The 13,665-nt window shown below is 39.3% G+C and carries 25 protein-coding genes; all 25 read left to right on the top strand.

Going from position 1 to position 13,665, the window contains the following annotated elements; translation table 11 throughout:
* Window position 1: 1 nt before the first annotated feature.
* The 25 genes from rpsC (at window position 2) to ACEPXG_RS18230 (ending at window position 13,654) form a co-directional block, all read left to right on the top strand.
* Entirely contained in the window at window positions 2–658 is a 657-nt protein-coding gene (gene rpsC / locus ACEPXG_RS18350) for a 30S ribosomal protein S3 (RefSeq protein ID WP_151701730.1), read from the top strand.
* A gap of 1 nt (window position 659) precedes the next feature.
* Complete coding sequence (gene rplP / locus ACEPXG_RS18345; RefSeq protein WP_151701729.1) at window positions 660–1,094, top strand: 50S ribosomal protein L16; 435 nt, start codon at window positions 660–662, stop codon at window positions 1,092–1,094.
* Complete coding sequence (rpmC, locus tag ACEPXG_RS18340; protein ID WP_391205622.1) at window positions 1,084–1,284, top strand: 50S ribosomal protein L29; 201 nt, start codon at window positions 1,084–1,086, stop codon at window positions 1,282–1,284. Before rplP ends, rpmC begins: the two co-directional genes overlap by 11 nt.
* A gap of 18 nt (window positions 1,285–1,302) precedes the next feature.
* Entirely contained in the window at window positions 1,303–1,566 is a 264-nt protein-coding gene (rpsQ, locus tag ACEPXG_RS18335; RefSeq protein WP_144540989.1) for a 30S ribosomal protein S17, read from the top strand.
* A gap of 43 nt (window positions 1,567–1,609) precedes the next feature.
* A complete protein-coding gene (gene rplN / locus ACEPXG_RS18330; protein ID WP_053591327.1) occupies window positions 1,610–1,978 on the top strand; it encodes a 50S ribosomal protein L14 in 369 nt (122 codons plus the stop codon).
* 36 nt (window positions 1,979–2,014) lie between these two features.
* Complete coding sequence (gene rplX, locus ACEPXG_RS18325; protein ID WP_391205619.1) at window positions 2,015–2,323, top strand: 50S ribosomal protein L24; 309 nt, start codon at window positions 2,015–2,017, stop codon at window positions 2,321–2,323.
* Between the two features lie 23 nt (window positions 2,324–2,346).
* The gene (gene rplE / locus ACEPXG_RS18320) at window positions 2,347–2,886 is read left to right on the top strand and encodes a 50S ribosomal protein L5 (protein WP_391205616.1); all 540 of its coding nucleotides are present in this window, start codon (window positions 2,347–2,349) and stop codon (window positions 2,884–2,886) included.
* Window positions 2,887–2,904: 18 nt separating this feature from the next.
* Entirely contained in the window at window positions 2,905–3,090 is a 186-nt protein-coding gene (locus ACEPXG_RS18315; protein WP_391205613.1) for a type Z 30S ribosomal protein S14, read from the top strand.
* A gap of 29 nt (window positions 3,091–3,119) precedes the next feature.
* Window positions 3,120–3,518: a 30S ribosomal protein S8 gene (rpsH, locus tag ACEPXG_RS18310; protein ID WP_151701724.1), complete on the top strand. Its 399-nt coding sequence runs from the start codon at window positions 3,120–3,122 to the stop codon at window positions 3,516–3,518.
* A gap of 30 nt (window positions 3,519–3,548) precedes the next feature.
* Window positions 3,549–4,088 (top strand): 50S ribosomal protein L6, encoded by a 540-nt coding sequence (rplF, locus tag ACEPXG_RS18305; protein ID WP_391205611.1) that lies wholly within the window; start codon window positions 3,549–3,551, stop codon window positions 4,086–4,088.
* Between the two features lie 30 nt (window positions 4,089–4,118).
* Window positions 4,119–4,478 carry a 50S ribosomal protein L18 gene (rplR, locus tag ACEPXG_RS18300; protein ID WP_151701722.1) on the top strand — a complete coding sequence of 120 codons (360 nt, stop codon included), beginning with the start codon at window positions 4,119–4,121 and terminating at the stop codon, window positions 4,476–4,478.
* Between the two features lie 21 nt (window positions 4,479–4,499).
* Complete coding sequence (rpsE, locus tag ACEPXG_RS18295) at window positions 4,500–5,000, top strand: 30S ribosomal protein S5 (RefSeq protein WP_391118439.1); 501 nt, start codon at window positions 4,500–4,502, stop codon at window positions 4,998–5,000.
* A gap of 14 nt (window positions 5,001–5,014) precedes the next feature.
* Entirely contained in the window at window positions 5,015–5,197 is a 183-nt protein-coding gene (gene rpmD, locus ACEPXG_RS18290) for a 50S ribosomal protein L30 (RefSeq protein WP_151701720.1), read from the top strand.
* 32 nt (window positions 5,198–5,229) lie between these two features.
* A complete protein-coding gene (rplO, locus tag ACEPXG_RS18285) occupies window positions 5,230–5,670 on the top strand; it encodes a 50S ribosomal protein L15 (protein ID WP_391118437.1) in 441 nt (146 codons plus the stop codon).
* A complete protein-coding gene (gene secY, locus ACEPXG_RS18280; RefSeq protein WP_151701718.1) occupies window positions 5,670–6,962 on the top strand; it encodes a preprotein translocase subunit SecY in 1,293 nt (430 codons plus the stop codon). Before rplO ends, secY begins: the two co-directional genes overlap by 1 nt.
* Before the next feature lie 66 nt (window positions 6,963–7,028).
* Entirely contained in the window at window positions 7,029–7,682 is a 654-nt protein-coding gene (locus tag ACEPXG_RS18275; RefSeq protein ID WP_391205607.1) for an adenylate kinase, read from the top strand.
* 450 nt (window positions 7,683–8,132) lie between these two features.
* Window positions 8,133–8,351 carry a translation initiation factor IF-1 gene (gene infA, locus ACEPXG_RS18270; protein ID WP_016429904.1) on the top strand — a complete coding sequence of 73 codons (219 nt, stop codon included), beginning with the start codon at window positions 8,133–8,135 and terminating at the stop codon, window positions 8,349–8,351.
* A gap of 37 nt (window positions 8,352–8,388) precedes the next feature.
* Window positions 8,389–8,502, top strand: a complete 114-nt coding sequence (rpmJ, locus tag ACEPXG_RS18265; protein ID WP_003247619.1) for a 50S ribosomal protein L36 — start codon at window positions 8,389–8,391, stop codon at window positions 8,500–8,502.
* 23 nt (window positions 8,503–8,525) lie between these two features.
* Window positions 8,526–8,891, top strand: coding sequence for a 30S ribosomal protein S13 (gene rpsM, locus ACEPXG_RS18260; protein ID WP_151701716.1), 366 nt, complete (start codon window positions 8,526–8,528; stop codon window positions 8,889–8,891).
* 25 nt (window positions 8,892–8,916) lie between these two features.
* Window positions 8,917–9,306: a 30S ribosomal protein S11 gene (rpsK, locus tag ACEPXG_RS18255; protein ID WP_151701715.1), complete on the top strand. Its 390-nt coding sequence runs from the start codon at window positions 8,917–8,919 to the stop codon at window positions 9,304–9,306.
* Between the two features lie 135 nt (window positions 9,307–9,441).
* Window positions 9,442–10,386 (top strand): DNA-directed RNA polymerase subunit alpha, encoded by a 945-nt coding sequence (locus tag ACEPXG_RS18250; RefSeq protein WP_151701714.1) that lies wholly within the window; start codon window positions 9,442–9,444, stop codon window positions 10,384–10,386.
* A gap of 53 nt (window positions 10,387–10,439) precedes the next feature.
* On the top strand, window positions 10,440–10,820 hold the full coding sequence (rplQ, locus tag ACEPXG_RS18245; protein WP_151701713.1) for a 50S ribosomal protein L17: 381 nt from the start codon (window positions 10,440–10,442) through the stop codon (window positions 10,818–10,820).
* 343 nt (window positions 10,821–11,163) lie between these two features.
* Complete coding sequence (locus tag ACEPXG_RS18240) at window positions 11,164–12,012, top strand: energy-coupling factor ABC transporter ATP-binding protein (RefSeq protein WP_391205602.1); 849 nt, start codon at window positions 11,164–11,166, stop codon at window positions 12,010–12,012.
* Window positions 11,988–12,857 (top strand): energy-coupling factor ABC transporter ATP-binding protein, encoded by an 870-nt coding sequence (locus ACEPXG_RS18235; RefSeq protein ID WP_391205599.1) that lies wholly within the window; start codon window positions 11,988–11,990, stop codon window positions 12,855–12,857. Before ACEPXG_RS18240 ends, ACEPXG_RS18235 begins: the two co-directional genes overlap by 25 nt.
* Window positions 12,857–13,654 (top strand): energy-coupling factor transporter transmembrane component T family protein, encoded by a 798-nt coding sequence (locus ACEPXG_RS18230; RefSeq protein ID WP_391205596.1) that lies wholly within the window; start codon window positions 12,857–12,859, stop codon window positions 13,652–13,654. Before ACEPXG_RS18235 ends, ACEPXG_RS18230 begins: the two co-directional genes overlap by 1 nt.
* Window positions 13,655–13,665 lie beyond the last annotated feature (11 nt).

Below are 13,665 nucleotides of genomic sequence, written 5' to 3'. Positions count from 1 at the left end.
CGTGGGTCAAAAAGTACATCCAATAGGATTACGAATTGGTATTATTCGTGACTGGGAGTCAAAATGGTACGCAGGTAAAGACTATGCAACTCTACTTCACGAAGACTTAAAAATTCGTAAGCACATTGAAACTCGTTTAAAAGATGCTTCAGTTTCTACAGTAGAAATTGAACGTGCAGCAAAACGTGTAAACATTACAATTCACACTGCAAAACCAGGTATGGTAATTGGTAAAGGTGGTACTGAAGTCGAAGCACTTCGTAAACACTTGAACGATATTACTGGCAAGCGTGTACACATCAACATCGTAGAAATTAAAAGAGCAGACTTAGATGCTAAATTAGTAGCTGAAAGTATCGCACGTCAATTAGAAGGCCGCGTATCTTTCCGTCGTGCTCAAAAACAAGCAATTCAACGTACAATGCGTTCGGGCGCTAAAGGTATTAAAACTCAAGTATCTGGACGTCTTGGCGGCGCTGACATCGCGCGTGCTGAACACTATAGTGAAGGTACTGTACCACTTCATACATTACGTGCTGACATTGATTATGCACATGCTGAAGCTGACACAACTTATGGTAAGCTAGGCGTTAAAGTATGGATCTATCGTGGTGAAGTCCTTCCAGTGAAGAAGAACTCTGAGGAAGGAGGCAAATAATATGTTAATGCCTAAACGCGTTAAATACCGTCGTGAACACCGTGGAAAAATGCGTGGTGAAGCAAAAGGCGGGAAAGAAATAGCATTCGGTGAATTTGGTTTACAAGCAACTGAAGCTAGCTGGATTACAAGTCGTCAAATCGAGGCTTCTCGTATTGCAATGACACGCTACATGAAACGTGGCGGTAAAGTATGGATTAAGATATTTCCACATAAACCTTACACGAAAAAGCCTCTTGAGGTTCGTATGGGTTCAGGTAAAGGGGCTCCTGAAGGTTGGGTAGCTGTAGTAAAACCTGGGAAAATTATGTTTGAAATTGCTGGAGTTTCTGAAGAAGTTGCTCGTGAAGCGTTACGTTTAGCATCACATAAGCTTCCTATTAAATGTAAAGTAGTTAAACGTCAAGAAATTGGTGGTGAATCTAATGAAAGCTAATGACATCCGTGAACTTACTACTGCAGAAATCGAACTAAAGGTAAAATCACTGAAAGAAGAGCTTTTCAACCTTCGCTTCCAATTGGCGACTGGTCAATTAGAAAACACAGCTCGCATTCGTGAAGTACGTAAAGCGATTGCACGTATGAAAACTGTGGTACGCGAAAGAGAAATCAGTGCAAACAACTGATAAAGGAGGTTTTCGGGCATGACTGAGCGTAATCAACGCAAAGTATACACTGGCCGTGTAGTTTCTGACAAAATGGAAAAAACAATTACTGTTTTAGTTGAAACTCATAAGAAACATAAATTATACGGTAAACGTGTTAAATATTCTAAGAAATTTAAAGCACATGATGAACAAAACGAAGCCCAAATCGGCGATATCGTTCGCATCATGGAAACTCGTCCGCTGTCAGCTACAAAACGTTTTCGTTTATTAGAAGTTGTAGAAAAAGCGGTTATTATCTAATAATAAATTCGGAACTCAATAATTCCGAAGGGAGGTTACCTAAGTGATCCAACAAGAAACTCGTATGAAAGTTGCTGACAACTCAGGTGCACGTGAAGTTTTAACAATAAAAGTACTTGGTGGTACTGGTCGTAAAACTGCTAATATCGGTGATATCGTCGTATGTACAGTTAAGAAAGCAACACCAGGTGGCGTTGTCAAGAAGGGTGACGTCGTTAAAGCTGTAATCGTTCGCACAAAAAGCGGCGTGCGCCGCAAAGATGGAACTTATATCAAATTTGATGAGAATGCATGCGTTATCATCAAAGACGATAAAGGACCGCGTGGAACTCGTATTTTTGGACCAGTTGCTCGTGAATTACGCGATAGCAACTTTATGAAAATCGTTTCTCTAGCTCCAGAAGTTCTTTAATTTACATGAAAGTGCCAATCAAGGAGGTGCGACAGAATGCATGTTAAAAAAGGCGACAAAGTTAAGGTAATCTCAGGTAAAGGTAAAGGTAAAACAGGTGTTATCCTTTCTTCTTTTCCTAAGAAAGATCGTGTGTTAGTTGAAGGTGTAAACATCGTCAAAAAACATACGAAACCAAACCAAGCTAATCAGCAAGGCGGAATTGTAAGTCAAGAGGCTGCAATTCACGTTTCGAACGTTATGTTAATCGACCCAAAAACTGGCGAGCCGACTCGCGTAGGTTCTAAAGTAGAAGATGGCAAAAAAGTTCGTGTTGCGAAAAAAACTGGTGAAATTATTAAATAAGTAAAAAGAAGGGAGGTACACACATGAACCGCCTAAAAGAAAAATTTCTTAAGGAAGTTTCTCCTGCTCTAATGAGCAAGTTTGAATATAAATCAGTAATGCAAGTACCTAAAGTTGATAAAATCGTTATCAATATGGGTGTGGGTGATGCTGTATCAAATACAAAAGCACTTGACGCTGCTGTTGAAGAGTTACAAATTATCGCTGGTCAAAAACCTGTAGTTACGAAAGCTAAAAAATCGATCGCTGGTTTCCGTCTTCGTGAAGGAATGCCAATCGGTGCAAAGGTTACACTACGTGGTGAACGTATGTATGACTTTTTGGATAAATTAATCGCTATTTCTCTTCCACGTGTACGTGACTTCCGCGGTGTTTCTAAAAAAGCATTTGACGGTCGTGGTAACTACACGCTTGGAATAAAAGAGCAATTAATCTTCCCTGAAATCGATTATGATAAAGTTTCTAAAGTACGCGGTATGGACATCGTAATTGTAACAACTGCGAACTCTGACGAAGAAGCTCGTGAGTTATTAACACAATTCGGTATGCCATTCCAAAAGTAAAATAAGGGAGGCGAAAACGTGGCTAAAAAATCAATGATCGTTAAACAACAACGTACGCCAAAGTTCCAAGTGCAACAATACACACGCTGTGAGCGCTGTGGACGTCCGCACTCTGTATATCGTAAATTTAAGCTTTGCCGTATTTGTTTCCGTGAACTTGCATACAAGGGACAAATTCCTGGCATTAAAAAAGCAAGCTGGTAATCCCCTAAACTGGGAAGGAGGTAAATGTAATGACAATGTCAGATCCAATTGCAGATATGCTTACACGCATTCGTAATGCTAACATGGTTCGTCACGAGAAATTAGAAGTTCCTGCTTCAAACTTGAAAAAGGAAATCGCTGAAATTTTAAAACGCGAAGGTTTCGTACGTGATGTTGAATATGTAGAAGATAGCAAACAAGGAATCATCCGCATCTTCTTAAAATATGGTCAAAACGACGAACGCGTTATTACTGGTTTGAAACGTATTTCAAAACCTGGTCTACGCGTTTACGCTAAAACAAACGAAGTACCTAGAGTATTAAATGGTTTAGGAATTGCTTTAGTTTCTACTTCAAATGGTTTATTAACAGATAAAGAAGCTCGCGCTAAACAAGTTGGCGGAGAAATCGTAGCTTACGTTTGGTAATAATCAACAAACGAATGGAGGTGCAACAAAATGTCTCGAGTAGGTAAAAAACCAATTGAGGTTCCTGCAAACGTTACTGTAGCTATCAATGAAGATAATACAGTAGTTGTTAAAGGACCAAAAGGTGAATTAACAAGATCTTTTAACCAAGATATTAAAATTGAGCAAGAAGGTACTATAATTACTTTAGTACGTCCTTCAGAGTCAAAAGACCACCGCACAATTCACGGAACAACACGTGCTTTATTAGCAAACATGATCACTGGTGTTTCTCAAGGATTTGAACGTGGACTTGAACTAGTTGGGGTAGGTTACCGTGCACAACTACAAGGTACTAAACTTGTACTTAATGTAGGGTACTCACATCCAGTTGAGTTCACTCCTGAAGACGGAATTGAAGTCGAAGTTCCTTCGAATACAAAAATTATCGTTCGCGGTATTAACAAAGAACGCGTTGGTGCATTAGCATCTAACATTCGTCAAGTTCGTCCACCAGAGCCATACAAAGGTAAAGGTATTCGTTATGAAGGCGAAGTTGTACGCCGCAAAGAAGGTAAAACAGGTAAATAATGCATCTCGCATTAGAAAGGAGTGACCACTGTGATTACGAAACAAGACAAAAATCAAGTTCGTAAAAAACGTCATGCACGTGTTCGTACAAAAATCACGGGTACTACTGAACGTCCTCGTTTAAATGTATTCCGTTCTAATAAACATATTTACGCACAACTTATCGATGACTCTAAAGGTCTAACAATCGTTAGTGCGTCTACAATGGATAAAGACTTTGGTGGAACAGTTGGAAATGTTGAAGCTGCAAAATCAATTGGTGAAACAATCGCAAAACGCGCTGTTGAGAAAAACATCAAATCTATTGTATTTGACCGTGGCGGTTACTTATATCATGGACGTGTTAAAGCATTAGCTGAAGCCGCACGTGAAAACGGCTTAGAATTTTAAGAAGAAGGAGGGACATATTTCATGCGTGGTATTGACCCAAACAAACTTGAACTTGAAGAACGCGTAGTTACGATTAACCGTGTTGCTAAAGTTGTAAAAGGTGGACGTCGTTTCCGTTTTACTGCATTAGTAGTTGTCGGTGACAAAAACGGACATGTAGGATTTGGTACTGGTAAAGCACAAGAGGTTCCAGATGCAATCCGTAAAGCTGTTGAAGATGCGAAGAAAAACTTGATCGAAGTACCAAGAGTTGGCGGAACTACTCCTCACCAAATTATTGGACGCTTCGGCGCTGGTTCTATTCTAGTTAAACCAGCAGCACCTGGTACAGGAGTTATTGCTGGTGGACCGGTGCGTGCGGTACTAGAATTAGCTGGTATCACTGATATCTTATCGAAATCACTTGGATCTAACACACCAATCAACATGGTTCGTGCTACAGTTAAAGGTTTAACTCAACTAAAACGTGCTGAGGACGTTGCTAAATTACGTGGTAAATCAGTAGAAGAACTGTTAGGATAAGGGGGGAAATTACAATGGCAACTAAATTAGAAATTACCCTTATTAAAAGCTTGATTGGTACTAAACCAAATCAACGCAAAACTGCAGAAGCTCTTGGATTACGTAAATTACATCAATCAGTTGAGCATCAAGACAATGCTGCGATCCGTGGGATGGTTGGCAAAGTAGCTCACTTAGTAACTTTGAAAGAAATTTAAAGTTTAATTTAAGAATAAGGAGGTGCCACCATATGAAACTACATGAGTTAAAACCAGCAGAAGGATCTCGTTCTTCACGCAAACGTATAGGACGCGGTATTGGTTCTGGTACAGGTAAAACATCAGGTAAAGGTCATAAAGGTCAAAACGCTCGTTCGGGCGGTGGGGTTCGTCCAGGATTTGAAGGCGGACAAAACCCATTATTTCGTCGTTTACCTAAACGCGGATTTACGAACATTAACCGTAAAGAGTTTGCAATTGTAAACCTTGACACATTAAATCGTTTCGAAGAAGGCACAGAAGTAACACCTGCTCTATTAATCGAAACAGGTGTTGTGAGTAGTGAAAAGTCTGGTATTAAGATTCTAGGTAATGGAACTCTTGACAAGAAGTTAACTGTAAAAGCTCACAAATTTTCTGCGTCAGCTAAAGAGGCAATTGAGAACGCTGGCGGACAAACTGAGGTGGTTTAATGTTTCAGACAATCTCTAACTTTATGCGTGTGCGAGATATTCGAAATAAAATCATTTTTACTTTATTGATGTTGATTGTCTTTCGTATTGGTACATTCATACCAGTACCGAATGTCGATGCAAGTGTATTAAAACAAGCAGATCACTTAGGTGTGATTGGATTTTTAAATACATTTGGTGGTGGGGCATTAAAGAAATTCTCCATTTTAGCAATGGGGATTATGCCTTACATCACTGCATCTATTATCGTCCAGTTGTTACAGATGGATGTTGTGCCTAAGTTTACAGAGTGGTCGAAACAAGGCGAAGTCGGAAGACGGAAACTAGCACAGTTCACTCGTTACTTCACAATTATCTTAGCTTTTATTCAAGCAATCGCAATGTCATATGGGTTTAACCGTATGTTTAGTGGTTCTTTAATAAAAAACGAAGGCGTTATGACATATTTTGTGATCGCTGTTGTGTTAACTGCTGGAACCGCATTTTTAATGTGGTTAGGTGAGCAGATTACGTCAAAAGGTGTTGGTAATGGTATTTCTATTATTATCTTCGCCGGTATTGCCGCTGCCATTCCAAATGCAGTAAACCAAATGTACGCTTCACAGATTCAAGACGCTGGGGATGCATTGTTTATCAATATTATTGTGTTAGTTTTACTTTTAGCTGCAATTATTGCTGTAACTGTTGGTGTAATTTACGTTCAACAAGCGTTGCGTAAAATACCTATTCAATATGCGAAACGTGTTGCGGGTACTGCTCAAACTGGAGCTCAACAAACACACTTGCCTTTAAAAGTAAATGCTGCGGGAGTAATCCCGGTAATCTTTGCATCCGCGTTCCTTATGGCACCACAATCTATCGTTTTATTTTTTGGTCAAAATAAGGTAACTGATTTTATTACGAATGCACTAAATTATACACAACCAATTGGTATGACATTTTATATTGCTCTAATCATTGCGTTTACTTACTTCTATGCATTCATTCAAGTGAATCCAGAGAACGTGGCAGACAATTTGAAAAAGCAAGGTGCGTATATTCCAGGGATTCGTCCAGGAATTAACACACAAAATTATTTGACTAGCGTATTATATCGTTTAACATTTGTTGGTTCAATTTTCCTAGCGCTTATAGCGATTATGCCATTATTGTTTGTCAAATTTGCGGGTCTTCCACAATCGGCACAAATTGGCGGAACAAGCTTACTTATCGTTGTGGGTGTTGCACTCGAAACGATGAAACAGCTAGAATCACAATTAGTTAAGCGTCATTATAAAGGCTTTATGAAATAATGTCGGTTTTTAGGAACAATATAGTTCCTAAAAATCTACAAAATAGTCCTGAGGGGGCATTTTCGTATGAATATCGTTTTAATGGGTCTGCCAGGTGCCGGTAAAGGTACTCAAGCAGACAAAATTGTTGAGAAGTACGCAATCCCTCATATTTCTACAGGCGATATGTTTCGCGCAGCAATAAAGGATGGCACGGAACTTGGTTTAAAAGCAAAGTCGTTTATGGATCAAGGTGCATTAGTACCTGATGAAGTAACGATCGGTATTGTCCGTGAAAGATTAAGTAAACCAGATTGTGAAAAAGGATTCTTACTTGATGGTTTTCCACGTACAGTTCCTCAAGCAGAAGCACTAGATGCTTTACTTTTGGATCTAGGAAAATCAATTGAGCATGTGCTGAACATTCAAGTAATACAAGATGAATTGATTAAACGTCTAACTGGTCGCCGTATTTGTAAAGAATGTGGCACTGCTTATCATTTAGTCTTTAACCCACCTGCTAAAGCTGGGGTATGTGATAAAGATGGTGGAGAACTTTATCAAAGAGCGGATGATAATCCCGAAACGGTGATTAACCGTCTGGAAGTAAATATGAAGCAAACTCAACCTTTGCTTGATTTTTATGAGAACAAAGGTGTTTTAACAAATATAGATGGACAGCAAGAAATTTCAAAAGTTTTTGCTGGTCTTGATGCTCTGTTACAGGGCAACCGCATCTAGCCCGGTGCCTGTCACAGATGACTAATTGCCGGGCAGTATGCAAAGAACGAAAATGTTTTTTTCGAGAGCTGCAAAAGCATATTGCGCCCGGTATACAAACGGAAGAAAAGGGATGTATCAAAGCGCGGACCCCCTAGTCCACGTGCATTTCATATTCTGAAGGGGTATAATGGGTTTCGTGGAAGCATCTATGTAACAAACGGGTACTATGGAACTCATCCAACACTTTCGTACGAATATGTTGACATGAGGGAGACAGGTTTCTACCAGTCAGTCTACTCCGTGGATTGCTAAAAGCGAAACCATACGAGTGTCTTTCGAACATCTCTCATGATTTCCAAACATATGCTTGAAACGGATAGTTTCGTTCCATTAGAGGCTATACTAACAGCAAATTACGTTTGAATTTTGATGAGAACCTGATTTGTATATAGAAGGGAGACAGGGTTGATGGCGAAAGATGATGTAATTGAAGTCGAAGGAACAGTTGTTGAGACTTTGCCAAACGCGATGTTTAAGGTAGAATTAGAAAACGGTCATACAATACTTGCCCATGTATCGGGTAAAATTCGTATGCATTTTATACGCATTTTACCTGGAGATAAAGTCACAATTGAACTATCTCCTTACGATTTAACACGCGGTCGTATTACGTACCGTTTTAAATAATCTTTTGCACTCCGGACTACTAAGGAGGTTAGGTTAGATGAAAGTGAGACCATCTGTGAAACCGATCTGCGAAAAATGTAAGGTTATTCGCCGACGCGGTAAAGTTATGGTAATCTGTGAAAATCCTAAACACAAACAAAGACAAGGCTAATTAGAAGGAGGTGCACGACACATATGGCACGTATTGCTGGTGTTGACATTCCACGCGATAAACGCGTTGTTATTTCATTAACATACATTTTCGGAATTGGTAAAACTACTGCACAAAAAGTATTGGCGGAAGCTGGTATTTCTGAAGAAACTCGCGTTCGCGATCTTACAGAAGACGAGTTAAACAAAATTCGTGAACAAATCGGTGTATACAAAGTAGAAGGTGACCTTCGTCGTGAAGTATCACTTAACATTAAACGTTTGATGGAAATCGGTTCATTCCGAGGTATCCGTCACCGTCGCGGCTTACCAGTTCGTGGACAAAATACGAAAAATAACGCTCGTACTCGTAAAGGTCCTCGTAAAACAGTTGCGAACAAGAAAAAATAATCGGTAAAGGAGGTTTCTTCTTAACATGGCACGTAAACAACAAACACGTAAGCGTCGTGTGAAAAAGAATATCGAATCCGGTATTGCTCACATCCGCTCAACATTTAACAACACAATTGTGACTATCACGGACATGCAAGGTAATGCACTTTCTTGGTCAAGTGCTGGAGCTCTTGGATTCAGAGGTTCTCGTAAATCTACTCCATTCGCTGCACAAATGGCTGCTGAAGCAGCTGCAAAAACTTCCATGGAACATGGCATAAAAACATTAGAAGTAACAGTTAAAGGTCCTGGTGCAGGTCGTGAAGCGGCTATCCGCGCACTTCAAGCTGCAGGTCTAGATGTTACAGCTATTAAAGATGTAACGCCAGTACCACATAATGGTTGCCGTCCACCAAAACGTCGTCGCGTATAAATAGGTGAAACTCAATTGTTTGAGAACATCATTTATTGTACAGACTGAGGTTGTGTAGACAGCAATCAGTTAAACGATCGAATTCATGATGGAAAGAACCTATACATTCGATGTTTTGAGGGAGGGTAAATTGGAATGATCGAAATTGAAAAACCAAAGATTGAAAGTGTAGAAATCAGCGAAAATACCAAGTTTGGTAAGTTTGTTGTAGAACCGCTAGAACGTGGCTATGGAAATACTTTGGGTAATTCTTTACGTCGTATCCTTCTGTCTTCTTTACCAGGAGCTGCAATTACTTCTATTCAAATCGATGGCGTTTTACATGAGTTTTCAACTATTGAAGGCGTTGTGGAAGATGTTGCATCTATTATTATGAATGTGAAGAAGCTAGCTTTAAAAATCTACTCTGATGAAGAAAAAGTCATTGAGATTGATGTAAAAGGCGAGGGAACGGTTACAGCTGCTGACATTACACATGACAGTGACGTTGAGATTTTAAATCCAGAACTCTATATTGCTACAATCGGCAAAAATGGTCATTTCCGTATGCGTATGTACGCAGGTCGGGGCCGTGGCTACACTCCTGCTGTTCAAAACAAACGTGAGGATCTTCCTATCGGCGTAATCCCGATCGACTCTATTTATACTCCAGTTTCACGCGTTAATTTTCAAGTGGAAAATACTCGTGTTGGCCAGTCAGCAAACTACGATAAATTAACTCTTGATGTGTGGACAGATGGCAGCACCGGTCCGAAAGAGGCGATTTCGCTTGGAGCGAAAATTCTAATGGAGCACTTGAATATTTTTGTAGGGATGACAGACGAGGCACAAACTGCTGAAATCATGGTCGAAAAAGAAGAAGACCAAAAAGAAAAAGTATTAGAGATGACTATCGAAGAACTTGATCTTTCTGTTCGTTCTTATAATTGCTTAAAACGTGCGGGTATTAATACAGTACTTGAGCTTGCAAGCAAATCAGAAGACGATATGATGAAAGTAAGAAACCTTGGACGTAAATCACTAGAAGAAGTTAGAGCAAAGTTAGATGAGCTTGGCTTAGGATTACGAAAAGAAGACTAAGCAAATTTTGATATAGCTAGATTTGAACTATTCACCAAAGGAGGGAAACATCCATGGGTTACAGAAAACTTGGACGTACAAGTTCTCAACGTAAAGCGATGTTACGTGACTTAACGACTGACCTAATCATTCATGAGCGTATTCAAACTACTGAAGCACGTGCGAAAGAATTACGTTCTGTTGTTGAAAAAATGATCACTTTAGGCAAACGTGGAGATTTACATGCACGTCGTCAAGCTGCTGCTTACATTCGTCGCGAAGTAGTAACATCTACTGATGAAGAAGGTAATGAATCAACAATCTTTGCATTACAAAAATTGTTTGATGATGTAGCACCACGCTATGCAGAACGTCAAGGCGGTTATACTCGTATTATGAAAGTTGGACCTCGTCGTGGAGACGGAGCACCAGTTGTAGTAATTGAGTTAGTTTAATTCAATTCAACAGGCGTTTGCATGCAAATACGTCAAGATGAATTTGATTTACATTTAAAGTTGAAGAGGGTCATTGGTGTTTCTACCACCCTCTTCTTTTTTCTAACATATTTAATTAGATTTATACGACAATATAAAAGCTGAGTGTTATGATGAGCGTACTTTTAGTAGTAGCGACTCGTCTAGCTCTACGCACCTCATTTTCATGATTGGTCTTGAGCAGCCAGCCATGAAATCGTTATAGAAGAGCGCATTTCTCAAAATGAGGTGCGCGCTTTTTTATTTTATCGTAAAATAATAGCATGAGCTTAGCCAAGCAGAGAAGAGCTAGAGGAGGTAAAGGATGAGCACTAAAATTATTACTTTACAAGATGTAACTTTTACATATGCAATAGAAGACAAAAATGTGCGTCCAGCGGTGAATAACGTTAGCTATTCTATTCAAGCAGGTGAATGGGTTGCGATTGTTGGACACAATGGATCAGGCAAATCGACACTTGCGCGTTTAATGAATGGTCTTCTATTTCCTCAGACGGGAAGTGTACGTATTTTTGGGGAAAAGTTGAATGAACATAATCTGTGGGAAACTCGTTCTCAGATGGGAATGGTGTTTCAAAACCCGGACAACCAGTTTGTAGGAGCCACAGTTCAAGATGATGTAGCGTTTGCCTTGGAAAACAACGGAATCCCCTTTGAGGAAATGGTGGAACGAGTTGAAGCTTCTTTAGTAAAAGTGAAGATGAGCGAGTTTATGAATAGCGAGCCTCATCATTTATCGGGTGGGCAAAAACAGCGTGTGGCAATTGCAGGAGCCATAGCGTTACAACCGAAGATTTTATTACTTGATGAAGCCACCTCTATGTTAGATCCCCAAGGAAGAGAAGAGGTACTTGCAACTGTTCGTCAGCTTAAAGAGGAGACGGATTTAACGGTTATTTCTATAACACATGATTTAGAAGAAGCCTTGCTAGCTGATCGAATAATTATGATGAATCATGGGGAAAAGTATGCGGAAGGTACGCCGGAAGAGATATTTCAAAAAGGGCAAGAATTAGTAGACTTAGGTTTAGATTTGCCTTTTGCGATGAATATATCCCGTTTATTGCGTTTACAAGGAATATCACTAGTAGCGGATCATATGTCAGAAGAAGAGTTGGTGAATGATTTATGGACATCACACTTCAACAAGTAAGTTATGCTTATGCTAAAAATACTCCATTTGAAAAACGGGCTTTATATGATGTCGATTTACACATCCCATCAGGTAGCTATCAAGCGATTATTGGGCACACCGGTTCAGGTAAATCGACCATTTTACAACATTTAAATGCTTTATTAAAACCTTCGGAAGGTTCAATTCAAATTGGAGATGTAGAAGTAAGAGCTGACAAGAAAAATAAGCAACTAAGAAAAGTAAGGCAAAAGGTAGGAATTGTTTTTCAGTTTCCAGAGCATCAATTGTTTGATGAAACCGTTTTGAAAGATATTATGTTTGGTCCTATGAACTTTGGAGTATCTGAAGAAGAGGCCAAACATCGTGCGATTGAATTAGTAGCACTGCTTGGCCTTCCTGACGAAGTAATGGAAAAGTCACCCTTTGACTTATCAGGGGGACAAATGAGACGAGTAGCTATAGCAGGAGTGCTCGCGATGAATCCTGAAGTGTTAGTGTTAGATGAGCCTACTGCTGGTCTTGACCCAAGAGGACGAAAAGAAATAATGGATTTGTTTTATAAACTTCATAAAGAGAAGGGTTTAACAACCGTTTTAGTAACACATAGTATGGAAGATGCTGCGAGATACGCCGATCGTATTGCCATTATGCATAATGGTAAATGTGTCTTAGAAGATACACCTCAAGCGGTTTTTAGAAATGAAGAGCGTCTCATGGATTATCGATTAGAGGTACCACAAAGTGTTAAATTTCAAAAAAAAATGGAGCAAATGATAGGGAAAAACTTTCCAACTATTTGCTTAACTGAGGAGTCATTAGCAGAAGAACTTGCGCAACTTATTAAGAAGGAGCGTGAAGTGTAATGCTTGAAAAAATGATATTTGGTCGATATATTCCTGGTGGTTCATTTATTCATCGACTAGATGCACGAGCTAAAATGATTTTTGTATTTTTATTTATTGCCATCGTTTTTATTGCAAATAACTGGATTACATATGGTATTTTACTCGTATTTACTTTTTTAATAATTCGTATGTCCAAAATTAGACTATACTTTTTAATAAACGGATTGAAGCCAGTTGTTATATTAATCATTTTTACTTTTTTGTTACATTTAATATTTACGCGTGAAGGCGACATTATTTTTCATTGGAAGTTTATAACGATTTATCAAGAGGGATTGAGACAGGGGATATTTATTGCCATCCGATTTTTCGTACTTGTTATTTTAACGTCTATTCTAACGCTCACTACGACCCCTATTTCAATTACAGATGCCTTGGAGACACTATTAGGCCCTTTGAAGAAATGGAAGCTCCCTGTGCATGAATTAGCGCTAATGATGTCTATCTCGTTAAGATTCATCCCGACTTTAATGGATGAAACGGATAAAATTATGAAAGCACAAATGGCAAGAGGGTCTGATATGACAACAGGCAATATGAAAGAAAGAATGCGTGCCATTGTTCCACTTCTCATTCCTTTATTTGTGAGTGCCTTTAAGCGTGCAGAAGACTTGGCTACAGCGATGGAAGTTAGAGGATACAAAGGTGGAGAAGGTAGAACAAGGTATCGCAAGTTAGAATGGGCAACTAGGGATACCATAATAATCTTTTCTCTCGTTGTGTTCGCAGGAATACTTGTATACTTTAGGCAATAAAACGAGGTGCG

It is taken from the genome of Psychrobacillus sp. L4, assembly GCF_042944905.1.
Taxonomy (GTDB): Bacteria; Bacillota; Bacilli; order Bacillales_A; family Planococcaceae; genus Psychrobacillus.
The sequence above is the reverse complement of the archived record's forward strand: the minus strand, read 5'-3'. Positions and strand labels throughout refer to the sequence as shown.